The 24,723-nt window shown below is 67.2% G+C and carries 21 protein-coding genes and 1 tRNA gene; 12 read left to right on the plus strand and 10 right to left on the minus strand.

Annotated features, from left to right (window positions below; genetic code table 11):
• Window position 1: 1 nt before the first annotated feature.
• The 6 genes from C8261_RS06600 to rpsB all read right to left on the minus strand — a co-directional run bounded on the left by C8261_RS06600 (window position 2) and on the right by rpsB (window position 4,658).
• Window positions 2–820, minus strand: a complete 819-nt coding sequence (locus C8261_RS06600) for a phosphatidate cytidylyltransferase (protein WP_107492866.1) — start codon at window positions 818–820, stop codon at window positions 2–4.
• A complete protein-coding gene (uppS, locus tag C8261_RS06605) occupies window positions 813–1,595 on the minus strand; it encodes a polyprenyl diphosphate synthase (protein WP_181358870.1) in 783 nt (260 codons plus the stop codon). The genes C8261_RS06600 and uppS overlap by 8 nt, the downstream gene beginning before the upstream one ends.
• Window positions 1,596–1,647: 52 nt before the next feature.
• Window positions 1,648–2,205 (minus strand): ribosome recycling factor, encoded by a 558-nt coding sequence (frr, locus tag C8261_RS06610; RefSeq protein ID WP_107492867.1) that lies wholly within the window; start codon window positions 2,203–2,205, stop codon window positions 1,648–1,650.
• Window positions 2,206–2,215: 10 nt separating this feature from the next.
• Complete coding sequence (gene pyrH / locus C8261_RS06615; RefSeq protein WP_107492973.1) at window positions 2,216–2,932, minus strand: UMP kinase; 717 nt, start codon at window positions 2,930–2,932, stop codon at window positions 2,216–2,218.
• Between the two features lie 12 nt (window positions 2,933–2,944).
• Window positions 2,945–3,835: a translation elongation factor Ts gene (gene tsf, locus C8261_RS06620; RefSeq protein ID WP_107492868.1), complete on the minus strand. Its 891-nt coding sequence runs from the start codon at window positions 3,833–3,835 to the stop codon at window positions 2,945–2,947.
• A 67-nt stretch (window positions 3,836–3,902) separates the two neighbouring features.
• Window positions 3,903–4,658 (minus strand): 30S ribosomal protein S2, encoded by a 756-nt coding sequence (rpsB, locus tag C8261_RS06625; protein WP_107492869.1) that lies wholly within the window; start codon window positions 4,656–4,658, stop codon window positions 3,903–3,905.
• Window positions 4,659–4,956: 298 nt separating this feature from the next.
• On the opposite strand from rpsB, the gene map reads away from it, so the two are divergent.
• Together map and C8261_RS06635 are read left to right on the plus strand one after the other, a co-directional pair.
• Window positions 4,957–5,784, plus strand: a complete 828-nt coding sequence (gene map / locus C8261_RS06630; RefSeq protein ID WP_107492870.1) for a type I methionyl aminopeptidase — start codon at window positions 4,957–4,959, stop codon at window positions 5,782–5,784.
• Window positions 5,781–8,366 (plus strand): [protein-PII] uridylyltransferase, encoded by a 2,586-nt coding sequence (locus C8261_RS06635; RefSeq protein WP_107492871.1) that lies wholly within the window; start codon window positions 5,781–5,783, stop codon window positions 8,364–8,366. Before map ends, C8261_RS06635 begins: the two co-directional genes overlap by 4 nt.
• Before the next feature lie 43 nt (window positions 8,367–8,409).
• Here C8261_RS06635 and C8261_RS06640 read toward each other — a convergent pair whose 3' ends face one another.
• A complete protein-coding gene (locus tag C8261_RS06640) occupies window positions 8,410–8,922 on the minus strand; it encodes a TIGR00645 family protein (protein ID WP_107492974.1) in 513 nt (170 codons plus the stop codon).
• Between the two features lie 357 nt (window positions 8,923–9,279).
• On the opposite strand from C8261_RS06640, the gene C8261_RS06645 reads away from it, so the two are divergent.
• The 8 genes from C8261_RS06645 to C8261_RS06685 all read left to right on the plus strand — a co-directional run bounded on the left by C8261_RS06645 (window position 9,280) and on the right by C8261_RS06685 (window position 18,640).
• The gene (locus C8261_RS06645) at window positions 9,280–11,649 is read left to right on the plus strand and encodes a serine/threonine protein kinase (protein WP_107492872.1); all 2,370 of its coding nucleotides are present in this window, start codon (window positions 9,280–9,282) and stop codon (window positions 11,647–11,649) included.
• A gap of 161 nt (window positions 11,650–11,810) precedes the next feature.
• Window positions 11,811–12,650 (plus strand): GGDEF domain-containing protein, encoded by an 840-nt coding sequence (locus C8261_RS06650; RefSeq protein WP_107492873.1) that lies wholly within the window; start codon window positions 11,811–11,813, stop codon window positions 12,648–12,650.
• A 22-nt stretch (window positions 12,651–12,672) separates the two neighbouring features.
• Complete coding sequence (locus C8261_RS06655; RefSeq protein ID WP_107492874.1) at window positions 12,673–13,245, plus strand: slr1658 superfamily regulator; 573 nt, start codon at window positions 12,673–12,675, stop codon at window positions 13,243–13,245.
• A 14-nt stretch (window positions 13,246–13,259) separates the two neighbouring features.
• Window positions 13,260–13,604, plus strand: a complete 345-nt coding sequence (locus C8261_RS06660; RefSeq protein ID WP_107492875.1) for a slr1659 superfamily regulator — start codon at window positions 13,260–13,262, stop codon at window positions 13,602–13,604.
• Between the two features lie 11 nt (window positions 13,605–13,615).
• Window positions 13,616–15,181 (plus strand): PP2C family protein-serine/threonine phosphatase, encoded by a 1,566-nt coding sequence (locus C8261_RS06665; RefSeq protein WP_181358871.1) that lies wholly within the window; start codon window positions 13,616–13,618, stop codon window positions 15,179–15,181.
• A 25-nt stretch (window positions 15,182–15,206) separates the two neighbouring features.
• Window positions 15,207–15,980 (plus strand): substrate-binding periplasmic protein, encoded by a 774-nt coding sequence (locus C8261_RS06670; protein ID WP_107492876.1) that lies wholly within the window; start codon window positions 15,207–15,209, stop codon window positions 15,978–15,980.
• Between the two features lie 79 nt (window positions 15,981–16,059).
• A tRNA-Leu gene (locus tag C8261_RS06675) sits at window positions 16,060–16,144 on the plus strand.
• Between the two features lie 549 nt (window positions 16,145–16,693).
• Window positions 16,694–18,640, plus strand: coding sequence for a hypothetical protein (locus C8261_RS06685; RefSeq protein WP_107492878.1), 1,947 nt, complete (start codon window positions 16,694–16,696; stop codon window positions 18,638–18,640).
• 18 nt (window positions 18,641–18,658) lie between these two features.
• On the opposite strand, the gene C8261_RS06690 is transcribed toward C8261_RS06685, so the two are convergent.
• From C8261_RS06690 to C8261_RS06700, 3 genes are read right to left on the minus strand one after another with little or no spacing between them, the layout of a single operon-like run.
• Window positions 18,659–19,765: a lipocalin-like domain-containing protein gene (locus C8261_RS06690; RefSeq protein ID WP_107492976.1), complete on the minus strand. Its 1,107-nt coding sequence runs from the start codon at window positions 19,763–19,765 to the stop codon at window positions 18,659–18,661.
• 17 nt (window positions 19,766–19,782) lie between these two features.
• Window positions 19,783–22,281 (minus strand): FtsX-like permease family protein, encoded by a 2,499-nt coding sequence (locus C8261_RS06695; RefSeq protein ID WP_107492879.1) that lies wholly within the window; start codon window positions 22,279–22,281, stop codon window positions 19,783–19,785.
• The gene (locus tag C8261_RS06700; protein ID WP_107492880.1) at window positions 22,281–22,955 is read right to left on the minus strand and encodes an ABC transporter ATP-binding protein; all 675 of its coding nucleotides are present in this window, start codon (window positions 22,953–22,955) and stop codon (window positions 22,281–22,283) included. Before C8261_RS06700 ends, C8261_RS06695 begins: the two co-directional genes overlap by 1 nt.
• Before the next feature lie 103 nt (window positions 22,956–23,058).
• On the opposite strand from C8261_RS06700, the gene hpnC reads away from it, so the two are divergent.
• Together hpnC and hpnD are read left to right on the plus strand one after the other, a co-directional pair.
• Window positions 23,059–23,892, plus strand: a complete 834-nt coding sequence (gene hpnC, locus C8261_RS06705) for a squalene synthase HpnC (RefSeq protein ID WP_107492881.1) — start codon at window positions 23,059–23,061, stop codon at window positions 23,890–23,892.
• The gene (gene hpnD / locus C8261_RS06710; protein ID WP_107492882.1) at window positions 23,889–24,722 is read left to right on the plus strand and encodes a presqualene diphosphate synthase HpnD; all 834 of its coding nucleotides are present in this window, start codon (window positions 23,889–23,891) and stop codon (window positions 24,720–24,722) included. The genes hpnC and hpnD overlap by 4 nt, the downstream gene beginning before the upstream one ends.
• The last annotated feature ends 1 nt before the right edge of the window (window position 24,723 follow it).

Raw genomic sequence — 24,723 nt, forward strand, 5'->3', positions numbered from 1 at the left:
TTCAGCGGGCAAACCAGAGCGCCGCAAGGCCGAGCAGCGGCAAGGTGGAAGTAAGGCTGTCGATGCGGTCGAGGATGCCACCGTGACCGGGCAGCAGGCTGCCGCTGTCCTTGATGCCGGCCTGACGCTTGAGCAGGGACTCGAAAAGGTCGCCGATGATACTCAGCGCGGTGAGCAGCAGCAGGGCCGGCACAACCGCCAGCAGCCCTGACGCGGCGGGTGCGAAGAGCAGCCACAGCGCGCTCAGCCCGTAGACCAGCACGCCGGCAACCGCACCCCAGGCGCCTTCCCAGGTTTTTCCGGGACTGATCGCGGGAGCCAGCTTGCGGCGCCCGAAGCGACGCCCGGCGAAATAGGCAGCGATGTCCGCGACCCAGCACACCGCCAGCGCGGCGAGCAGCAGCCACGGCCCCAGCTCGCGCAGATGGGCCAGCGCCAGCGCCGGGGGCACGAGCACGACGATGCCCACCACCACCGCAGCGGCGCCGCGCCCCAGCTGCCATTTCGCACGCAACCAGAAAGGCACGCAGAGCAGCCAGAACAAGGCTGCGAGGGCGTAAGGCAGCCACAGCACGGCGGGCATGCCGGTGTTGCCGCCGAGCCCGGCCATGCCGCCGAGCAGCAGGCAGGTGGCCGCAATGGCGAGCGCATACACCGCCCGCAGCGGCGTGGCAAAGCGGCTCAGCCCGCCCCACTCCCAGGCTGCGAGGGCGCCGAGCACGGCACAGAACAGCAGCCAGCCCAGCGCTGGCAGCAGGAAGACGGCAGCAAGCAGGCCGCCGAGCAGCAACAGGGCGGTGATGATGCGGGTCTTAAGCATGCTTGCCCGACCCCAGCGCAGCCTGTTGAACCTGCTCGCTGGTACGCCCGAAACGGCGCTCGCGCTTGCGGTAGGACGCAATCGCCAGATCGAGCGCGGCGGCGTCGAAATCGGGCCACAGGGTGTCGGTGAAATGCAGCTCGGCATAGGCCAGTTGCCAGAGCAGGAAGTTGCTGATGCGCTGCTCGCCCCCGGTGCGGATGAAGAGATCGGGCTCCGGGGCATAGGCCATGGCCAGCTCCGCGGCGAGATCCTCCTCGGTGTACGCCCCGGCACGCTGGGGATCCCGTGCATGCAGGCGGTTGACCGCCTGCATGATGTCCCAGCGCCCGCCGTAATTGGCCGCCACGGTCAGGGTGAGACGCTCGTTGGCGGCCGTCAGTGCTTCGGCGTTGCGGATCATGTCGACGAGCTTGGTGTCGAAGCGGGCGAGATCGCCGACGACGCGGAAGCGGATGCCATTCTGGTGCAGGCGATCGACCTCCTTTTGCAGCGAACGCATGAACAACTGCATCAGGAAGGAGACTTCGTCGGCCGGGCGCCGCCAGTTCTCCGAGCTGAAGGCAAACAGGGTCAGATAGCCGACCCCGCGCTCCATGCAGGCGCGGATCACCGCGCGCACCGCCTCGACGCCCCGGCTGTGGCCGGCGACCCGCGGCATCAGGCGCTTGCGCGCCCAACGCCCGTTGCCATCCATGATGATGGCGATGTGGCGCGGCACGCCGCCCACCTCCGGAATCACCCGGGTCGAGCTGACGAAGCTGGATTCCGTCATCGGCGGTACGCGGTGCGCGCCAGGAAAGCTGCAGTCTCGATCGCCGTGGCGATCAGATCTGCATCAGTTCCTGTTCCTTCTGCGCGAGCAGCTTGTCGATCTCGGCGACGGCGCGATCGGTGAGCTTCTGGATGTCGTCTTCGGCGCGGCGCTCGTCGTCCTCCGAAATGAGCTTCTCCTTGACCGCATCCTTGAGTTGCTGATTGGCGTCGCGGCGCAGGTTGCGCACCGCCACCTTGGCGCCCTCGCCTTCCTGGCGGACGACCTTGGTCAGGTCACGGCGGCGCTCTTCGGTGAGCGCCGGCATCGGCACGCGGATGAGCTCGCCCTGGGCGGCCGGATTGAGGCCGAGGTCGCAGTCACGAATGGCCTTTTCGACCTTCGAGACCATGTTCTTTTCCCACGGCTGCACACCGATGGTGCGCGCGTCGATGAGGGTGACGTTGGCGACCTGATTGACCGGCACCATGGAGCCGTAGTACTCCACCATCACGTGGTCAAGCAGGCCGGTATGGGCACGACCGGTACGCACCTTGGCCAGATCGGCCTTGAGCGCCTCAATCGACTTGTGCATCTTCTGTTCGGTGGTGTTCTTGAGTTCGGAAATCATGCGCGAATCCTCAGGAATGAACCAGGGTGCCCTCGTCCTCGCCCATCACCACGCGCCGCAGCGCGCCGGGCTTGAAGATCGAGAACACGTTGATCGGCAGCTTCTGGTCACGGCACAGCGCAAAGGCAGTGGCGTCCATCACCGCCAGACTGCGGCCGATGGCCTCGTCGAAGCTGATGCGGTGGTAGCGCTGGGCCTCCGGGTCCTTCTTCGGGTCGGCGGTATACACGCCGTCCACCTTGGTGGCCTTGAGCACGATCTGCGCACCGATCTCCGAGCCGCGCAGCGCGGCAGCAGTATCGGTGGTGAAGAAGGGGTTGCCGGTACCGGCAGCGAAGATCACCACCCGCCCCTCTTCGAGGTGGCGGATGGCACGTCCGCGGATGTAGGGCTCGACCACCTGGTCGATGCGCAGCGCCGACTGCACGCGCGCCTCGAGCTCGTTGCGACGCATCGCATCGGCCAGCGCCATGGCATTCATCACCGTGGCGAGCATGCCCATGTAGTCGGCGGTGGCACGATCCATGCCGGTGGCCGCGCCCTTCATGCCGCGGAAGATGTTGCCGCCACCGATCACCACACCCACCTGCACGCCCAGCCGCACGACGTCGCCGATCTCGCCGACGATGCGACTGACGACCTCTTCGTTGATGCCATAGGCATCGTCGCCCATCAGGGCCTCACCGGAGAGCTTGAGGAGAATGCGCTTGTAGGCAGCGGCAGTCATCATGCGACCCTCTTACTTCTGCGCCGCGGCGGCAGCCTGGGCGGCCACTTCGGCGGCGAAGTCGTTGGTCTTCTTCTCGATACCTTCGCCGACCACGTACAGCACGAAGCTGGCAACCGAGGCGCCACGCGCCTTCAGCAGCGCCTCGACGGTCTGCTTGTCGTCCTTGACGAAGGGCTGGCCGAGCAGGGTCACTTCCTTGAGGAACTTCTGCACGGTGCCTTCGGCGATCTTCTCCAGCATCGCTTCGGGCTTGCCGGCTTCGCGTGCCTTCTCGATGGCAATGCGGCGCTCGGCGTCGATCAGCTCGGCGGACACGCCGGTGGAGTCAAGGCTCTTCGGCTTGGAAGCGGCGATGTGCATGGCCAGATCCTTGGCCAGTTGTTCGTCGCCACCGACCAGGTCGACCAGCACGCCGATCTTGGCGCCGGCGTGAACATAGTTGGCCACCTGGCCCTGCGCCGCAATGCGGGCAAAGCGGCGGATGGTCATGTTCTCGCCGATCTTGCCGATCAGCTCGCTGCGCACCTGCTCGACGCTCTGGCCACCGAGATCGAGGGCGGAAAGCGCTTCGACGTCAGCGGGGTTCTGCTGCGCCACCAGCTCGGCAAGCTTGCCGGCAAGGGCGATGAAGTCGTCGTTCTTGGCCACGAAGTCGGTCTCGCAGTTGAGCTCGACCATCGCCGCCAGCTTGCCGTCGGCAGCCAGGAAGGTGCCTACGATGCCTTCTGCGGTGACACGGGAGGCGGCCTTGCTGGCCTTGTTGCCCAGCTTGACGCGGAGGATTTCCTCGGCCTTGGCCATGTCGCCAGCGGCTTCGGTGAGCGCCTTCTTGCACTCCATCATCGGCGCGTCGGTCTTCTCGCGCAGTTCCTTGACCATGCTTGCGGTGATTTCCGCCATGCTAACTCCTGACAATCGATTCAATCGGTGAGGCGCCCGCAGCGCGGGCGCCGACTCAAGATGACGCTCAGGCCTGCTCGTCGGCAGCGCTTTCCTCGACTTCGACGAACTCGTCGGCGCCGGCGGCAACGATGTCCTGCAGGGACTGGCTGCGGCCTTCCAGCACCGCGTCGGCAACGCCGCGGGCGTACAGGCGGATCGCACGGGAGGAGTCGTCATTGCCGGGAATGACGTAATCGATGCCTTCCGGCGAGTGGTTGGTATCGACCACGGCGACGACCGGGATACCCAGCTTCTGGGCTTCGGTGATGGCGATCTTGTGGTAGCCGACGTCGATCACGAACAGCGCATCGGGCAGGCCGCCCATGTCCTTGATGCCGCCGATGGACTTCTGCAGCTTCTCCAGCTCGCGGGAAGCCATCAGCGCTTCCTTCTTGGAGAGGCGCTCGATGGAGCCATCCTCGATCATCGCTTCCATTTCCTTCAGGCGCTTGATCGACTGCTTGACGGTCTTGAAGTTGGTCAGCATGCCGCCCAGCCAGCGCTCATCGACGTAGGGCATGCCGGCGCGACGGGCTTCCTCGGCGACGATCTCGCGCGCCTGGCGCTTGGTGCCGACAAACAGGATGTTGCCGCGATTGGCGGCCAGCTTGCGCACGAAGGCCATGGCTTCGAGATACTTGGCCATGGTCTTTTCGAGGTTGACGATGTGGATCTTGTTGCGCTGGCCGAAGATGTAGGGGGCCATGCGCGGATTCCAGAAACGGGTCTGGTGACCAAAGTGGACGCCCGCTTCGAGCATCTGACGCATCGTGACAGTCATTGTGTAACTCCGGATAAGGGTTGAACCGCCGCCCGGCCCGGCCGGCCACGCACCATTGCGCAACCAGCCTGACCACCCCGCGGCACGCGAACCCGCGCACCACGATTACCGGCGGACCCTTCGGTACTCAGCCGGGCGTGTGGATTTTGCCTGCCCTTACGGACAGACAAGCCAGAGATGATAACACTGCCGTCTTACCGCACTCAAGGCGCATGTCACGCGCGCCTCAGCCCCCACACATTTGCCCGCGACGCGCGCATGCGCTAGCCTTGGGACTTTGCTACGGCGCCCCGCACAGATGAGCATCACCCTCAAGACCCCCGAAGACATCGCCAAGATGCGCGTCGCCTGCCGCCTCGCCGCCGAGGTGCTCGACTACATCACCCCCTTCGTCAAGCCCGGCGTCACCACTGCGGAGCTGGATCGCCTCTGTCACGACTACATGGTCAATGTGCAGGGCACCATCCCCGCACCGCTGAACTACGCCCCGCCCGGCTACACACCCTATCCGAAGTCCATCTGCACCTCGATCAACCATCAGGTCTGCCATGGCGTGCCGGCCGAGAAGGCCCTCAAGAAGGGCGACATCGTCAACCTCGACATCACCGTCATCAAGGACGGCTACCACGGCGACACCAGCCGCATGTTCATCGTCGGCGACGCCGGCATCCTGCCCCGCCGGCTGTGCCAGGTAACCTTCGAATGCATGTGGCTGGGCATCGCCGAAGTGCGTCCCGGCGCCCGCCTCGGCGACATCGGCCACGCCATCCAGAAGCACGCCGAAGGCAATGGCTTCTCGGTGGTACGCGAGTTCTGCGGCCACGGCATCGGCAGGAACTTTCACGAAGAGCCGCAGGTGCTGCACTACGGCAAGGCCGGCACCGGCGTGACCCTGGAGGCGGGGATGATCTTCACCATCGAGCCGATGATCAATGCCGGCAAGGCGGCGATCTCCGAGTTGCCCGACGGCTGGACCATCGTCACCAAGGATCGCAGCCTGTCGGCACAGTGGGAGCATACCGTGCTGGTCACCCCCAGCGGAGTCGAGGTACTCACCGTCTCGCCCCTCTGCCTGCCCCCGCCGGCACTCGTCGCCGACCGTCTGGGCCACACCAGCGCATCGTGACTGGGCACGCCGACGATCCGCTGCGCGCGCTCATCGCCGCCACCCGGCAGAGCCTGAGCAGCGGCGCAGCGGCACTGCGCGCCGCCTACGAAGCCCACCCCCGCACCGCCACGGTACTCAAGGGGCGCGCCCATCTCGTCGACGAGGCCATCATCGGCCTCTGGCGGGCTTGCGAGATGCCCCCACAGGCCACCCTCGCCGCGGTCGGCGGCTACGGGCGTGGCGAGCTCTTTCCGTGCTCGGACGTCGATCTGCTGATCCTGCTGCCGGAAAGCGCCGATGCCGACCTCCAGGCGCGCCTGTCCACCCTCGTCGGCGCCCTTTGGGACGTCGGCCTGGAGATCGGCCACAGCGTACGCACCGTAGACGAATGCCTCAGCGCCGCCGCGGAGGACATCACCGTCCAGACCAATCTCCTCGAAGCCCGCCTGCTCACCGGCAACCGCGCGCTGTATGAGGATTTCGCCCGCCGTCATCGCGAGCAGCTCGATGTGCGCGCCTTCTTCAAGGCCAAGGAACTCGAACAGGCGCAACGCTACGCGCGCTTCAACGACACCCCCTACAGCCTGGAACCGAACTGCAAGGAAAGTCCGGGGGGCCTGCGCGATCTGCAGATGCTCGGCTGGATTGCCCGCGCCGCCGGACTCGGCCGCAACTGGCGCGAACTCGCCCGCCGCCGCCTCATCACCGGCGAGGAGGCCAGCGAACTGCGCAGCGTCGAGCGCTTCCTGCAGCACCTGCGGGTGCGCCTGCACTACCTCGCCGGACGTGCCGAAGATCGCCTGTTGTTCGACCACCAGGAACGCCTGGCGCGCATCATGGGCATCGAGCCAGGCGCCGCGCGCAGGGCTTCCGAAATGCTGATGCAGCGCTACTACCTGGTGGCCAAGAAAGTCACCCAGCTCAACACCATCCTGCTGCAGAACTACGGCGCCGAGATCTTCCCCGACCAGCAGGGCCCGGCGATCACCATCAATGCGCGCTTCCAGGCCGTGCGCGAGCTGCTCGACATCCGCCACGAAAACGTCTTCGAACAGCATCCCGCGGCGCTGCTGGAATGCTTCCTGATCCTGCAGCAGCGCTCGGAACTCAAAGGCATGACCGCGCGCACCCTGCGCGCACTGTGGCTGGCGCGCAAGCTGATCAACGCCGCCTATCGCGCCAACCCCGCTCACCGGGCGCTGTTCGTCGCCATCCTGCAGCAGAAGCGCGGCATCGTGCATGAGTTCCGGCGCATGAACCAGTACGGCATTCTCGGCCGCTACCTGGCTCCCTGGCGGCGCATCGTCGGCCAGATGCAGCACGACCTCTTCCACGTCTACACCGTGGATCAGCACATCCTCATGGTACTGCGCAACATGCGCCGCTTCACCATGGGCGAACATGCTCACGAATATCCGCTGATGACGCGGCTGATCCTCGGTTTCGAGGATCACTGGCTGCTCTACGTTGCTGCCCTCTTCCACGACATCGCCAAGGGTCGCGGCGGCGATCACTCCCGCCTGGGCATGGAAGATGCCCGCGAGTTCTGCGAACAGCATGGCTTCGCGGCAGCCGACCGCGATCTGGTGGTCTGGCTGGTCGAGCATCACCTGAGCATGAGCCAGGTGGCACAGAAGGAGGACACCACAGACCCCGAGGTGATCCGCCGCTTTGCCGATCTGGTGGGCAGCGAGCGCCGCCTGACCGCCCTCTACCTGCTCACCCACGCCGACATCCGTGGCACCAGCCCGACGGTGTGGAACGGCTGGAAGGGCAAACTCCTCGAAGACCTCTATTTTGCCACCCAGCGCCTGCTGCGCGGCGCCACCCCCCAACAGGCCCTGGGCCTCGACGACCGCCTCGACGACGCCCGCCGCCTGCTGCGTTTCCACGGCTTGCGCCCGGGAGTCGAGGATGAGCTGTGGGCGCAACTCGACGCGGTATATTTCATGCGTCACTCGCCGGACGAGATCGCCTGGCATTCACGCGTCCTTTACCACCGCCCGGATGCTGCCGAGGCGGTGGTAAAGGCGCGCGTCGCGGAAGATGAGGACGGCGTGCAGGTGATGGTCTTCACCCGCGACCAGCCCGATCTGTTCGTGCGCCTCACGGGCTTCTTCGGCCGCCTCGGCTTCAGCATCCTCGACGCCAAGGTACACACCACCCGCCACGGCTACGCCCTCGACAGCTTCATGCTGCAGGACCCCAGCCGCGCCGGAAGCTACCGCGACCTCGTGCCGATCATCGAGCACGAACTCGCCGCCCGCCTCAACACCCCCGGCGGCGGCCCCATCGAACGCCCCTCCGCGGGCCGCCTGTCACGCCAGGTCAAGCACTTCCCGATCACTCCCCAGGTCAGCGTGCGCGCCGACGAGGCCGGACGGCACTACATCCTCTCGGTAATCGCCGCGGACCGCCCCGGCCTGCTGTTCGGCATTGCCGAAATCCTCGCGCGCTATCACATCAACGTGCAGGCGGCGAAGATCGCCACCCTCGGCCAACGCGTCGAGGACACCTTCCTGCTCACCGGCAGCGCCCTCACCCAGGATGCCCAGGTACTGCGCATGGAGCAGGAGCTGCTCGAACGCCTGCAGGTCTGAGGATCACCCTCCGGCGCGCTGCGCCGGCCAGGGTCAGGCCTTCTCAGTGCGGCGTGCCGCCGCGCTGCAGGCGGTCCATCACCGCGTAGAGCAGCCCGGAAACGATGAAGGTGAGGTGGATGCCGAGCATCCAGGCAAGTTCGCGGTCGCTGAGGTTGTCGACGTTCATGAAGCCTTTCAGCAGCTCGATCCCGGAAATCGCCACGATGGAACCGATCAGCTTGATCTTCAGGTCGGCGAAGCCGATGTGGCCCATCCAGTCCGGACGATCCTTGTGGGAATGCAGATCCTCCATCTTGGAGACGAAGTTCTCGTAGCCGCTGAAGATGATGATGATCAGCAGGTTCATGATCAGGGCGATGTCGACCAGGGTCAGCACGCCGATGATCATTTCCGCACCGCTCGCGGTCATTATCTCGGCCAGCAGGAGCCAGACCTCCTTGGCGAACTTCACCAGCAGCACCCCCATCGCCAGGATCAGGCCCAGATAGACGGGCGCCATCAGCCAGCGGCTGGAGAACAGCAGATGCTCGAAGGCGGTCTCGATTTTCTTCATCACGGCTTCCATACGGATCGGTGGCGCGCAAGGGCCTGCGCGGGCGCGGAATTCTAGCCCGTATTTCTCACCCTGGCACGTCACGAGGGGGCCGAGGCGCCGCCGTGGTGCGCCGCACGGAGCGAACGACGCCGAAGGCGTAGCTGACACTACGCCGAGGCGGCGCGAGCGAGTACGGCGTGCCACGGCGAGCGTATCGGCACCCGCAGTAGGGACAGGGTGAGGAATGCGGGCTAGCTGCCCGGAAGGACGATTGTGCAATGCACGATGGCAGCGGCGCCCCCAGGCGCTGGACGCCCCTGAGCTTTTGTAATAGCTTGGCAGACGGGAGACACGTACAAGAGCAGGGAAGGCACCATGAGCGCCCGCATCGGCCGCTTCGATATCATCAGGGAACTGGGACGCGGCACCCAGAGCGTGGTCTATCTCGCTTTCGATCCCCACCTGCAGCGCGAAGTCGCGCTCAAGACCCTGCATTTCGACGCCGCCGACGCGCGCCACAACGCCGACCTGCTGGCCGAGGCGCGCATCGTCAGCCGCCTGCGCCACCCCGGCATCGTGCCGATCTTCGAGGCCGGCGAGGAAGACGGCGACCCCTATCTGGTGTTCGAATACGTCCCCGGCGAAAGTCTCGCCACGCTGATGGAGCGCGAGGCACCACTGCCCGGCCGGCGCGCCGCAGAGCTGCTCGCCGCCATCGCCGCCGCGGTGGGCCATGCCCATGGCGAGGGGATCATCCACCGCGACCTCAAACCCAGTAACGTCCTCCTCGACGCCGACGGCACACCACGGGTAATGGACTTCGGCATCGCCCGCCGTGTAGACAGCCCCGACCCCGGCGCCCGCGAGCTCTCCGGCACCCCCTCCTACATGGCCCCGGAGTACGTCAGCCGCCGTGAAGTCAGCGCCCGCAACGATGTCTTTGCGGCCGGCCTGATACTCATCGAGCTGCTCAGCGGGCAACGCATCTTCGCCGGCCAGGACATCCACGCGATCATGCACCGGGTCGCCAACGAGGACGTCGCCCTGCCCGCCGAGCCGCCCATCGACGAGCGCCTGGCGGCGATTGCCCTGCGCGCGGTGGCGCGCGAGCCGCTCGACCGCTATCGCGACATGGACGAACTGATCCAGGCGCTGGGGCGCTACCTCGCCCCCAGCGACGACGATGACGGCACCGCGGCGGAGGCCAGTCAGAGCACGGTAGCCTTCCTGCTCCGGCGCATGCGCCACAAGAGCGACTTTCCGGCGCTGTCGGAATCGGTGAGCACCATCAACCGCATCGCCGCTGACGAATCGGAAAGCATCAGCCGCCTGTCGCTGTCCATCCTGCGTGACTTCTCGCTCACCAACAAGATCCTCCGCCTGGTCAATTCAGTACATTACCGTCAGGCCGGTGGCGGCGCCATCAGCACCATCTCGCGCGCGGTGATCGTGCTGGGCTTCGACGCCGTGCGCAACATCGCGGTCACCGTACTGCTCTTCGAGCACCTGCAGAACAAGGCCAATGCCGCCCAGCTCAAGGAAGAATTCCTGCGCGCCAACCTTGCCGGCATCCTCGCCAAGAACATCGCCCTCCACCTCAATGCGCGCGACGGCGAGCAAGCCTTCATCTGCGGCGTCTTCCACAATCTCGGCCGCCTGCTCGCACAGTTCTACTTTCCCGAGGAATGCGAAGAAATCCGTGCCCTCGTCGCCCGCCAGAGCTGCAGCGAAGGCGCCGCCGCGCAGCGCGTGCTGGGCATCGGCTTCGAGCAGCTGGGCATCGGCATCGCCCACAGCTGGGGCTTCCCCGCCCTCATCGTCGGCAGCATGGAAAAACTTCCCGCCGGCACCGTGCGCAAGGCCCACACCCCCGCAGAGCGCCTGCGCACCCTGTCGGCCTACGCCAACGACCTCGGCAGCGCACTCGCCAGCTGCAGTGGCGTCGAGCGCGAACGCGAGATCGCCCGCATCGCCGCGCGTTATGCCGACGCCCTCGCCGTCGGCGGCAAGACGCTCGACACCCTCGTGCAACATGCGATCGAGGAAATCACCGACTTCGCCCGCATCATCCGCATCAACCTCGCCCACACCCAGTTCGGCCAGCAGTTGCGCAGCTACGGCAGCGCAGAGCGCGCCGCCACCGACGCCCTGCCGGACGCTGCCGTACTACGCAGCGAAGCCGACGCCGGCCTCGACAGCGGCCATTACCCGGGCTCCGACCGGCAGGTCGTGGACGCCCAGGCCGTACTCACCGCCGGCATCCAGGACATCAGCAACACCCTGGTGTCGGACTTCAGGCTCAACGACATCCTGCGCATCATCCTCGAGACCATGTACCGCGCGATGGGCTTCCAGCGCGTCCTGCTGTGCATCAGGGACGCCCGCAGCGGCACCATGCAGGGGCGCTTCGGACTCGGCCCCGAGGTGGACGAACTGGCACGCGACTTCCGCTTTTCGCTGAAGTTCAGCCCCGACATCTTCCACGCCGCCACCGCCCGCGGCGTGGACATCCTGATCAGCGACATCGACGACCCCAGCATCGTCGAACGCATCCCGGAGTGGTTCCGCCGCGCCTCGACGGCGAAGACCTTCGTCCTCTTCCCGCTCACCGTGAAGGGCAATCCGGTGGCGCTGATCTATGCCGACAAACCCCAGGCCGGCGACATCGTCATCGGCGACAAGGAACTGCAGCTGCTGCGCACCCTGCGCAACCAGGCCCTGCTGGCAATCAAGCAATCCGGCTGAAGCACCCGGCATGCGGCGCACGGCGCATTTGGCGCTTGCGACAAAGCGCCGTGTCATGGAGAATCCTTTCGGAAAAATATTCCGTTCATGCGCTCCGGGGGCCAAGGCGGCCAGCCCGGGCGCCTTCTCGTCCCCGCAGGCCCACCGAGCACAGGCAGGCAATGTCAGGTCAGAGCCCCTACGTCAAGGTACTCGACATCGAGCAGACGCTTGCCGAGCTGCAGGCGATGGTCGACCAGCTGCAGCAGGAACGCAGCGATCTGGAGATCGCCCTGACCACCGCCATCGAGCACGGCGACGCCATCGAGTCGCAGCTCGAGATGGCCAATCGCCAGCTCCAGAGCGAAGTCCGCGAGCGCCTCGCGGTAGAGCGCCAGCTACGCGACCTGGTCACCACCATCACGCAGAAGAGCCGCGATCTGGAGGTAGTGCTGCAGACCATCACCGAGCACTCCGACCAGATCGACCTGCAGTGGCTGGGACGCTACATCGAGGCCGAGCACACCGCCCGCATCGATTCGCTCACCGGGCTCGCCAACCGCCGCAAGCTCGACGAGACCATCGACAGCGAATGGGCGCGCGCGCGCCGCAGCCGTCAGTCGCTGGCCATGCTGGTCTGCGACGTCGACTACTTCAAGAACTACAACGACCTCTACGGCCACCAGCACGGCGACCTCTGCCTGCAACAACTGGCAGCCATCCTCACCGCGGCCCTGCGTCGCGATGGCGATCTGGCCGCGCGCTACGGCGGCGAGGAATTCGTCATCGTGCTTCCCAACACCGACGCCTGCGGCGCCCGCCAGCTCGCCGAAGGCCTGCAGGAGGCCCTGCGCCGGGCCGCCATTCCCCACGAAGCCTCGCCCTACTGGCAGCTCACCATGAGCATCGGCGTGGCAGCCTGCATTCCCGACGGCAGCGACCCCGGCACCCTCTTCGCCGAGGCCGACCGCCTGCTCTACCTGGCCAAGCAACGCGGCCGCAACCAGATCGCCCTCACATGACCGCCCGGCAGGAAGGACACCGATGACCGAAGACTTCGGACAGATGCGCGAACTGCACCCCGACCGTGACAGCGAGACCCTCAATCTCAGCTTCTGGCCGGGCCGCGTACCCCTGCGCCAGCGCTGGCGCAACAACGGCCTGTCGGCGGACTTTCTCGGCGACTACGTGACCACCTTCTTCCCGCTCGACGACAGCACCCCGGCGAGCGCGCCGCGTCAGGCACAGATCCGCGGTGCGGTCAGCTTCGTCGCCAACGAGCTGCTCGAGAATGCGATGAAGTTTCACGACGCCGAAACCCCCGAGCCGATCACCATCCAGCTCTCGCTCGACGCCGAACTGATCACCTTCCACGAGAGCAACGCCATCGGCAGGGCCGCCACGGAAGAGTTCAAGGTCTTCATCGAGCACCTGCGCGCCGCCGACCCCGGCGAGCTCTACCTGCAGCAGCTCGAACACAACGCGGTCTCCGAGCGCAGCGCCGGCCTCGGCTACCTCACCATGATCAACGACTACGGCGCGGAACTGGCCTGGCGCTTCGAACCCCTCGATGGCGGCGCCTGCCGGGTGACCACCCAGGTAACACTGAAATTATGATGGAGCACTGCCTAATGAATGCACTTGCAGGTGATGGCTATCAGGCCGAGTTCGACAGCGCGGCCGGCTGCGTGCGCCTGTGCGGTTCCCTGCGGCTTGGCGGCCTCACCGAGTACGCACCGATCTCGCAACTGCTCGAAGACGCCCTCGACGGCCGCAGCGCCCTCACCGTAGACCTCAGCACGCTGGAGTTCCTCAACAGCTCGGGCATCGCCACCCTCTCCAAGTTCGTCATCAGCGCGCGCAACCGCAAGGACTGCGCGCTGACCATCCGCGGTTCCAGCACCATCCCCTGGCAAGGCAAGTCGCTCAACAACCTGAAGCGCCTGATGCCCAGCCTGGAACTGGTCTTCGACTGACGGACACGGCCTTGAGCGACACCCCGGACAACGCCTCCGCCTCCGCCTCCGCCTCCGCCCCCGCCCGCGTCGCCATCACCCGCAGCCTGACCTTCCGTCAGGCCGCCACCACGCTGATAGTCGCCCTCGTTCTCGGCCTGCTCGCCAGCGCTGTCGAACTCTATGCCGACTGGCAGAGCATGCGCGCCGAAATCCGTACCCAGACCGACAGTGCCCTGAACCTGGTAAGCGGCTCGGCCGCCGAAGCCGCCTTCCAGTTCAACGACGAACTCGCCACCCAGGTTGCCGACGGCCTCTTCGCCCGCCGCGAAGTGCGCCTCGTCGAGCTGCGCGACAACTTCGGCCGCCTGCTGGTGCGCCGCGCTGCCGAAGCCCCACCCGCCAGCGACGGCCTTGCCATGCGCCTGTTCGGCGACATCACCGACTACCTGATCGATCTCGAACACCGCGGCGCGCCGCCCGGCAACGAACTGGTAGGCAGCATCGAAGTCAAGCTTGCCGCCGACGCCATCGCCGCCAGCTTCATGGAGCGCGCCCGCATGCTGGTCGTCATCGGCCTGATCAAGGCCGTAGCCATCGCCGCGCTGGTGGTACTGATCTTCTACTTCATGATCACCCGCCCGCTGCTCGCCCTGCACGGCGCCATCTCGCGCATCGACCCCGCCCACCCGGGCAACTGGCCACGCCCGCAACTGCGTGGCCACCGCGATGACGAACTCGGCCACATCGTCGGCAGCCTCGACCGCCTCATGGGCGCGTTCCAGCGCGGCCTCGAGCAGCGCGACCGCGCGCGCGACGAAAACACCCGCCTCGGCGCGGAGCTCGACGTCTCGCGCCGCATCCAGCAGATCCTGCTGCCCTCGCGCGAAGAGCTCGACGCCATCGAAGGGCTGGACATCGCCACCTACATGGAACCGGCCAGCGAGGTCGGCGGCGACTACTACGACATCCTGCGTCACTCCGGCGGCGTGCGCATCGGCATCGGCGACGTCACCGGCCACGGGCTCGAAAGCGGGGTGGTGATGCTGATGACGCAAAGCGCCGTGCGCACCACCCTGACCAGCCGCGAAGAAGACATCGTGCGCGTCATGGAAGTGCTCAACAGCACCATCTACAACAACGTCCAGCGCATGGGCTGCGGCAAGAACCTCACCCTCGCCCTGCTCGACTACCACGCCCTGCACGACGACCCCGGCGGCGCCCGCGGACGCCTGCGCATCAGCGGCCAGCACGAATCGGTGATCATCGTGCGCGCCAGCGGCAGCATCGAGATCATCGACACCGACAACCTCGGCTTCCCCATCGGCCTCGTCGAAGAGGTCGGCGAGTTCGTCAACCAGATCGTCCTCGACCTTCATGCCGACGACCTCGTCGTGCTGTACACCGACGGCATCACCGAGGCCGCCGACGAGAACCACAAGCTCTACAGCCTCGAACGCCTCACCGCACGCGTCGCCGAACACCGCCACGAAAGCGCCGAAGCCGTCAAGGACGCCATCATCCTCGACGTCAAGGCCCACATCGCCACCCAGACCCTGTACGACGATCTCACCCTGGTCATCCTCAAGCAACGCTGACCCTCACGCCCCTCCGGAGCGCGCCATGGCCATCATCGCACCACGCATGCTACACACCCTGTACTGCACCGCTGCGCTGTTCCTGGCGGCACTCCCGGGCAGCCACGCCCGCGCCGACGGGCTCGCCACCCTGCAGTGGCTGAGCGAGGAATACGCCCCCTACAACTACAGCGACAAGGGCGTCCCGCGCGGCATTGCCGTCGACGTGCTGGTGCAGATGTGGCAACGCCTCGGCGTCCCCCGCAACGCCGGCGACATCCGCATCCTGCCCTGGGCACGCGCCTACCGCATGACCCAGGAACAAGCCGGCACCTGTCTGTTCTCGATGACCATCACCCCGCAGCGGCGCGAACTGTTCACCTTCATCGAACCGCTGGTGGACACCCGCCTGACCATCATCGCCCCGCGCGCCAGCGCCCCCGCCATCAGCACCCTCGCCGATCTCGACAAGCTCACCATCGGCGTCGTCCGCGACGACATCGGCGAGCAGGCACTGCTCGCCGCCGGCTCCCGCGCCACTCTGGTGCGCACCGACTCGGCGCGCAACCTCGTACGCATGCTCGCCGGCGGCCGCTTCGACGCCATCGCCTACGGCCTCGACACGGCGCTGTGGAACATGAAGGAAAGCGGCATCGTCACCGCCGCCTACGGCCCCGTATTCACCGTACAGGAAGGCATGATGGGCTTCGCCTGCCACAAGGACACCGACCCCGCCCTCATCGCCCGCCTGCAGGGCGCGCTCGACGCCCTCCACGCCGACGGCAGCGTCGCACGCATCAAGGCCCAGTACCTGCGCTGAAACGGCAGCGAACGCCAAACGTGTATAATCCGCCCGCCCACACGGGGGCGGCCTGTCCGCCCACCCAAGGCGGCGACAGGCCCGGTTGGTGAAATTGGTAGACACGCGGGATTTAGGTTCCCGTGCCGCAAGGCGTGAGGGTTCGAGTCCCTTGCCGGGCACCACCTGCAGCCACAAGGGTTTCAAGGCTAGTGACACATTGCTTCATTAGCCCTCATGCATGGCCGCGACAGGCCACCGGCACCAGAGCCATCCCCCGAGGCAGCCTGCATTGACCGCCTGAGCAGCGCTGAGCGAAGCAGACGCATCACGGCCGCCAGGAAGCCCGCAACCTCCCTCACTACCCTGCCTTCATCCTGATGCAGCCAAGCCACGTCGGGCCAGTCCAGCGCGACGAATCTGCGCCGCTCGCGGAGCGACTTCGCGCAGCGCATGACCGCGAATCACGGCTGGGGAGATACTTGACCCGCTGTTCCGTTGGCACCCGACATTCTCACTTGTCGTAATGTAATATGCTCACGAGATCTCCAGCGCCATCCTGCTTGGCCTGAGGAAACGAGCCCCTGCTCGGAAGCTGGCATCTGTGATCCATTCCGACGGACAACGAATCCTGCATGTCGATATACGCCCCGCCGCAGCAGAAGGCGCCTGAAGTGCCCAGACCCCCCAGGTCGATCGCACTCTGGCTCTTCCTGTCCTCCGCCTTTGGCCTCATGCTCCTGCGCATTAGTCTTAGCGGGGAGAACACAGACTTTCTTCCCACGGCTGCCGCCTTGTCGATCGCGGCCGGACTCGTCGGCACTATTGGGCTGGCTCTGGGCGGAGTTCGGAAGGGGACGCACCGCCCCGTTTCTGGCGCAGCACTGGCCGCCCTGCATCTCTTTGGCCTCGCTGCCCTGGCGGCAACCTACGGATTAGTCGTCCGGGCCACCTATGGCGAACTGGGCGAACCATCGTTCGGCGCCAACGGGTACATCAGGCTGTACGGCAGCGCAGAGCTTGCACTCACCCTTGCTCTCTCTCTCGGCCTGTGGGCGGCAATCAATCTGCATCGCCACACGACTGGCCTTGCCACGCACCTCGCCATCCTGGCGCTGCTCACGCTTGCCACCGTTCTTCTCGGCCCATCGTTCAGCATCACGGTAACCGGCTCCCCGCATGACAGCCTGGCGAGTGTGCGCTACACCAAATGCTCGCTCCGGAGCCCGTGCACAGGCGGCGAGCAAGTCACGCTGAAGGCCCATGAGATCCGCAGCGCCGCCAAAACAGCCAGGGTCATCTGCGTTGACTCCCACCAGCGCAACACATGGATCTTCCAGCACACGGTCACCTTCGATCACCGCCGAACGCTGGAGTCGCAACTTGATGACAATCGACTCAAGGCGCTGATGAACGCCTGTCGCCAGGAGGCCGACGCCGCCGTGCAGGCCGGACTGACCATCGAAAGCCTGGTGTACGCAGGAGACACCCATCGTTTCATCGACCGCGCACTGAGCTCCGCGGAACGTCATGCCATCCGCCCCCTCGCACTGGAGGTAGAGAAACTCCCCGAAACGCTGCGCAGCCAGCTTGAGCACTTCATCCCCCCTGCCCTCACCAACGCGCTCACCGCGCTGGACGTCATGCTGATCAGCGGCGTTCGCGACATCCCTGTCGAATTTCTCAAACACGATCTGGTTCTGCCTCATCACCGCTACATGCTGTTCAGCGCCGGTATCGATGAACACCCCGCAATCGCCGACACACAACACACATCGGCCCCGCGGCGAAGTCGTCGCAATGCGCCCACACCTGCGCCGACCTTCCTGCAGACGCCCACCGCGCCGACGATCAGCAACGTCTACAGGACACAGCACGGCAACTACTCGTCCTACGATTACTTCGTTGCCAACCGTCACTGCGACCTGCGCTATGCGCAGTTTCTTCTTGAAAGGCAGCTGCTGCCGAACACGCCGCACATCCTCAACCTTCTTTCCAACATCGGCACCGTTCTGTATCCGGTAAGTCGTTCGCGCTTCGATGACATCGACTTTCCTTTCACGGATCGCTCACTCGGACTTCCGGATGCTCGGCAACTCGACGACTGTGTGAAGCTCGCGGCCTTCTACGCCACTCACGTAGACAGTTTCCACATCCTGCCCCCCGGGGGACGATTCGTTCCAAGCTACGGCGCCCCCAATGTCTACGACATCATCTATGAACTTGCCGACGAGGGTGCCGCGCGCGAGCGCCTGCTTGCCCGAAACAACGCTGTCGGCGGAAACCCTGCGGCACTGACCCAAGCCATCGCCGAAGTCCTCAAGCCTCAGCCTCCGTCACAGGAGCAGTTCTGCGCCTGGACAAGGTCGGCCAGCAACTGGCTGGCGGTGCCCGGCAGCACACCGCCGGAGGTATCCGCCCCCCTCTTGGCCCTGCCAGAACAGTGGCGCAGAGAGAAGGTGGTCTATGGCTGGCCCAACCACTTCCATTGCACGGCAAGCAGCCCCCCCAGCCTGCCGAGGGGGTACCGGACGCCGGGAACGCCGCTTGACCACCTGAACGGCACCCTGAGGAAAGCAGGCCTGCCGTGTCGCGCCGAACAACGATCCAGCCACGCCCCCATGATCGAAGTCATCTGCACCGTCGAGGTCACCGACTGGTTGGAACTGCCGCAGTCTTGACCCCGTGCAGCGAAGCACTCACATGCGCAGCCGCTCACCGTAACCGGTCATCTCCAGATAACCCCGGCCGATCTCCCGGCCCTCCTCCAGCAGGCGTACCGCGCCCTCCCAGTACACCGCACCGGTGGAGCGTCGGCTGTCGAGTTCCTGGTCGTCCATCAGCGGTTCGACCTCGACGACGCGCGCGGCACGGCCCTGAGCGGCGGCGATCTCCACCCGCCAGGCCACCGGGTAACGGTTGCCGGTGCGCGGCGAGCGCCAGTAGCGCAATGGCTGGAAGCGCACCTCGTCGGCGCCGAGCCTGTGCTGCACGCCGTCGCTCGCACGCAAGGTCCCCGCCGCCCACAGCGCGTGGCCGTCTTCGGCGCGCATCTGGAAGGCCATCAGCGCACCGCCATCGGCCAGATTGATGCCCAGCCAGTCCCAGCCCTGGGCGCCCGGCGGCATGATGGCGGAAGACCACTCGTGGTCCAGCCAGCCGCTGCCGCTCACCGCCAGCTCCTCGCCGGCGACGTGCACGGTGCCGTCTACGGCAAGCTGCGGGCGACTGTAGTAGTAGCTGGCGTGCGCGGGATCGGCGGCCTTCTGACTGAAGCCCTGGTCACCGTTGAAAAGCGGCGCGACGGTGGGCCGGAAGGCCAGTTCGAAGGCGAAGTCCTCCCCGAACGCACGGCTGAGGTAGCGCTCCCCGTCCCAGCGCAGCGACCAGTCGCCGATCCACACCTCGGTGTGGGTGTCGGCGTAGCCGGCCAGCGGCGGCAGCGCGCGGGCGGCGCGCTCGGCATGGCGCAGGCGGCCGTGGGCGGGATCGGCGAGCGCGGCGTGGGCGAGCAGCAACTGTGAGGGGGCGAAGCGACTGGGGTTGTCCTCGCCGATCAGCGTGCGCACGCGGAAGAAGGTGATCTGGAAACCGCGCGCGCGGCGCTGCTCGTCCTCCACCCAACCGGTGACGTACCACCATTCGGTGCGGTGAGCATCGTGCGCACCGCCGTCGGCGGGCAACACCAGTTGCCGCCCCGGCAGCACCGGCGCATAGGCAGCGCCTTCAGCGGGTTCCGCCGCCGGCAGCGCCACGGGCACCGCGGCACCGAGCATCGCCAGTACCAGGCGCCAGAATGCGGTCATGCGCAGGCACCCCACCTTCACCAGTCCTCCCGCACCGCCTGCACTGCGGACTGGCGCATCGCCTGCGCGCCGGCAATGCGCGCCGCAAGTGCGGCAAGGACGATCAACGCCGCCGCAAAGACCGCCAGCATGGCGAAGGGCACGCTGATGTCCATGCTCCAGTGGAAGCTCTGGCGATTGACCACCTCGACCAGCACCCACGCCACCGCCCCCCCGGCGAGGAGGCCACCGGCCACCCCGAGCGCGGTTGCGAGGGCGCCCTCCAGCGCCAGCAGGCGGCCGATCTGCGCACGGGTGAGACCAAGGTGGCGGAGCATGCCAAACTCGCGCCGACGGGCGGTGGCCAGCGCGGCGAAGGTGGTCGCCACCCCGCACAGGCCGATGAGCACCGCAACCGCCTCCATCAGATAGGTGACCACGAAGCTGCGGTCGAAGATGCGCAAACTCAGGGCGCGGATCTCACCCGGGGTCGCCACCCGCAGCATGTTTTCGCCGAAGGCGTCGGCCAGGGCCGTGGCCACCACCGCGACGTCGACGCCTGGGTGCACGACAAGGGCTGCATCGTTGGCGCGCCGGTCTCCACTGATGGCGCGGTAGGTCTCCAGCTCAATGACCACCGCGCCATGCTGGCGGGCGTAATCACGCCACACCCCGGCAACCCGGAAGGCGTGCCACTGCCCGCCCAGCGGCAGCTCGATGAGCGCCCCGGTGGCCAGGCCATGCACATCGACCACCGCCTCCGACACCCACGCCGGCGGCAGTTCGGCCTCGCCTGTGCTGAGGCTGCCCGCCACCAGCGGCAGCCCCCAGCCACCGCCGACCTCGCGCGCCAGCAGCGTCAGCGGCGCCCCGCCGCTGCGCAGGCGGACCTGCTCGGCGCGGATGGGCTGCACCTGCGCCACCCCGGGCAGGGCGGCGATGCGCCGCAGCGCGTCCTGATCGAGAAAACCGCTGGCCGCCGAGGGCGAAGCCTGGACGTACAGATCGGCTGGCAGCATGCGCGTCAGCCAGTCATCCACGGAAGTGCGGAAGGAGCTCACCATGATCGCCATTGCCGAGGCCAGCGCAACGCTCGCCAGCACCCCGACTGCGGCGACCACCGCCTGCCCCGGCGCGGCATGCGAACGGGCGCGGGCCAGCCGCCACAGCAACGCCCGTGGCGACCCCGGCAGCCGCATCACCAGGCGGGTCGCCTGCGGCAGCAGCAGCACCGCAGTGGCAAGGATGCAGGCCACGGCCAGATAGCCCCCCAGCGGCATGCCAGCGAACGGGGGCAGCGCAGCGCTCAGCAGCGCGCCCAGCGCACAGACCACCACACCCTGCCAGCGCGGTCGCATGTGCAGCAGGGCGTCGTCGCCGGCACGCAGTGCGCGCGCGGCCGGCAGGGTCGCGGCACTACGCGCCGGCAGCCAGCTGCCGGCCAGCCCCGCGCCCACGCCAAGGGCGACAAAGGACAGCGTCAACAGCGCGTCGAAGTGCAGCGCCGGCCGCATGCCATCGAAGTATCCTGCCCCCAGGTCGCCCCCTACCAGACGCAGCGCCAGCACTGCCAGCACATGGCCGAGCAGCGCGCCGAGCACGCCGCCTGCCAGCCCCAGGACGGCCCCCTCGAGCAGCAGACCGCGATACAGCATGCCGCGCGGCAGCCCCAGCGCGCGCAGGAAGGCGAACTCCTGACGGCGCCGCGCCACCGCCAGCAACTGCGTGGAGAACACCAGGAAGCCCCCGGTGAGCAAGGCAATGAGGGCCAGCATGCTGAGATTGACACGGTAGGCACGCGACATCGTCGCGGCTTCGCTCAGCGCCAGCTGCGGGACCTCGACGAACACCCCGGCGGGCAGCAGTGCGGTCAGTTCACGGCGCAGCTGGACTGGCGATGCACCCTCCGCCAGACGCAGGTCGACCCGTGTCAGCACCCCGATACGCTCGAAGAGCTGCTGCGCGGCGGCGATGTCCATCACTGCCAGCACCTGTCCGGCACCTGCCGCCGGCACGCTGCCGGAGACCGTCAGCGTGTGCTCGTGCACACCGCTCTGCACCGCCAGCGCGTCGCCGGCTTCAAGTGCCAGCCAGGCCGCCGCCGCGGGGCTGAGGAAAATGCGCCCCGGCGCCAGCGCCGCCAGCATGCCGGCCTCGCCATCGGCTGCCGGCAGCAGCGCCGGCTGCACGCCGGCGAGGCGGAAGACATCGACACCGAGCACCCGCAGGCTGCCTTCGCGCCCCGGCAACGCGGCGTGCACCTCCACCACCGGGCTGGCCTCCGCCACCCCGGGATGCGCGGCAAGCTGCAGGAACAGGGCATCGTCGAAACCACCGCGCGCACCGCTGACCTGCAGGTCGGCCTCACCGGCGAGAATCCGGACACCGCGCTCGAATTCCGCCAGCGCTGCATTGTGAATGAGCTGCACCGCCAGCCCGAGGGCCACCCCGAGGGCGATGGCAAGCAGCGACAGTACGGTGGCCAGGCGCCGCCGGCGCAGGCTGGCGATGAACACATGGCGCAGGGCACCGCCCATCACGGCGCCTCCGCGGCAACCAGGCCGTCGCCGGTAAGGCGCAGCACGCGGTCCGCACGCGCCGCCGCGTTCGCCGAGTGCGTCACCAGCAGCATCGCCGCGCCGGCCTCGCGTACGCGACCGAGCAGCACGTCGAGCACCGCCCCCGCACGCGCCGGATCGAGATTGCCGGTGGGTTCGTCGGCAAGCACCAGCGCCGGCCCATGCACCAGCGCCCGCGCGATCGCCACCCGCTGCAGTTCGCCACCGGAAAGCTGCGCCGGCCAGGCCTCGCCACGCCCACCGAGGCCCACCTGTTCAAGCATGTGCAGCGCCGCGCCGTGCGCAGCACGCTCGTCGGCATCGAGCAGCCACAGCGGCAGGGCGACGTTATGCGCGACATTGAGATGAGGGAGGATGTGAAAGGCCTGGAAGACGAAGCCATAGCGCCGGCGCCGCAGCGCGCACCAGGCGTCATCATCGAGACCACTCAGTTCCTGTCCGGCGAGACGGATGCTGCCGCCGTCGACGGGTTCGAGGCCGGCCAGACAGTTGAGCAGGGTGGATTTTCCGGCGCCGGACTCGCCGACGATGGCAACGCACTCGCCGGCGGCGAGGTCGAGTTCCACCCCGCCGAACAGGGCCTGCCCGGCGGAACCATGGAAAGCTTTGCGAAGTGCGCGTACCTGCAGCATGAGCCGTTGAGCGCCGATGACGGCAAAAGTGCCCGGGCGCGCTTTCGCTTATACTCCGGACGCCGCGGCGGGCCAAGCCTCGCCCCTTAACGCGCCTGCCTGCATGCCCGTCGACCACTACGAGAACTTCCCCGTCGCTTCCCTGCTCCTGCCCGCGCACCTGCGTGAGCCGGTGGAAGCCATCTACGCCTTCGCGCGCGGTGCCGACGACATCGCCGACGAAGGCACGGCCGGCAGCGCCGAACGCCTCGCCGGGCTCGCCGCCTACCGTGCCGGACTCGACGCCATCGCCGCCGGCCAGCCCTGTGCCGACCCCGCCCTGGCGCCGATGTTCGCCCGCCTGGCGCGCACCATCGACCGCCACCGCCTCCCCCTGCAGCCCTTCCACGACCTCCTCGACGCCTTCGCCCAGGACGTGGTCAAGACGCGCTACGCCGACTTCGCCGAACTCACCGATTACTGCCGGCGCTCGGCCAACCCGGTCGGCCGCCTGCTGCTGCATCTCTATGATGCCGCGGACGAACACCGCCTCGCCCTCTCCGACCGCATCTGCACCAGCCTGCAACTGATCAACTTCTGGCAGGATGTCGGTATCGACCGCGCCAAGGGGCGCATCTACCTCCCCGCCGAAGACATGGCGCGCTTCGGCGTCAGTGCCGGGCAGGTGCTTGCCGGCACCGTGGATGCCGCCTGGCGTGCGCTGATCGACTTCGAGGTGCAACGCGCCCGCGCGATGATGTGCGCCGGCGCCCCGCTGGCCCTGCAACTGCGCGGGCGCATCGGCTGGGAGCTGCGTCTGATGGTGCTCGGCGGCCTGCGCATCCTCGAAGGCATCGAACGTGCCGGCGGCGACGTCTTCCGCCGCCGCCCCACCCTTGGCCGTGGCGACTGGCCGGTACTCGCCTGGCGCGCCCTGAACTACCGCAGACACACATGAATCCGCACGCCTACTGTCAGGACAAGGCCGCCAGCAGCGGCTCCAGCTTCTACTACAGCTTTCTCTTCCTGCCCGCCGAGCGCCGCCAGGCGATCACCGCGCTGTACGCCTTCTGCCGCGAGGTCGACGACGTCGTCGACGAATGCCACGACCTTTCCCTGGCGCAGACCAAGCTCGAATGGTGGCGCCAGGAGGTGGCGCGCGTCTTCGACGGCACCCCCACCCATCCGGTGGGCCTGGCCCTGCAGGAGGTGATCCGCCGTTTCGACCTGCCGCGCGAGCAGTTGCTGGAGATCATCGACGGCATGGCGATGGATCTGCAGCAGACGCGCTATCTCGACTTCAAGGGCCTGCAGCTGTACTGCTACCGCGTCGCCAGCGTGGTCGGCCTGCTGGCCGCAGAGATCTTCGGCTACAGCGATCGCGCCACGCTGAAGTACGCCCATGATCTGGGCATGGCCTTCCAGCTCACCAACATCATCCGCGACGTCGGCGAGGACGCCCGTCGCGGGCGCATCTACCTGCCCATCGAAGACCTGCAGCGTTTCGAGGTCCCCGCTGCGGACATCCTCGAAGCCCGCTACAGCGAGCGCTTCCGCGCCCTGATGGCCTTTCAGGCCGAACGCGCGCAGCAGTTCTACGAGCAGGCCTTTGCCCATCTGCCCGCCGCCGACCGCAAGGCCCAGCGCCCCGGCCTGGTGATGGCGGCAATCTATCGCACCCTGCTCGACGAGATTGCCCGCGACGGCTTCCTCGTCCTCGACCGCCGCACCTCGCTGACGCCACTGCGCAAGCTCTGGCTGGCCTGGCGGACCTGGATCAAGGGCTGAA

The organism is Pseudothauera lacus (assembly GCF_003034845.1).
GTDB lineage: Bacteria > Pseudomonadota > Gammaproteobacteria > Burkholderiales > Rhodocyclaceae > Pseudothauera > Pseudothauera lacus.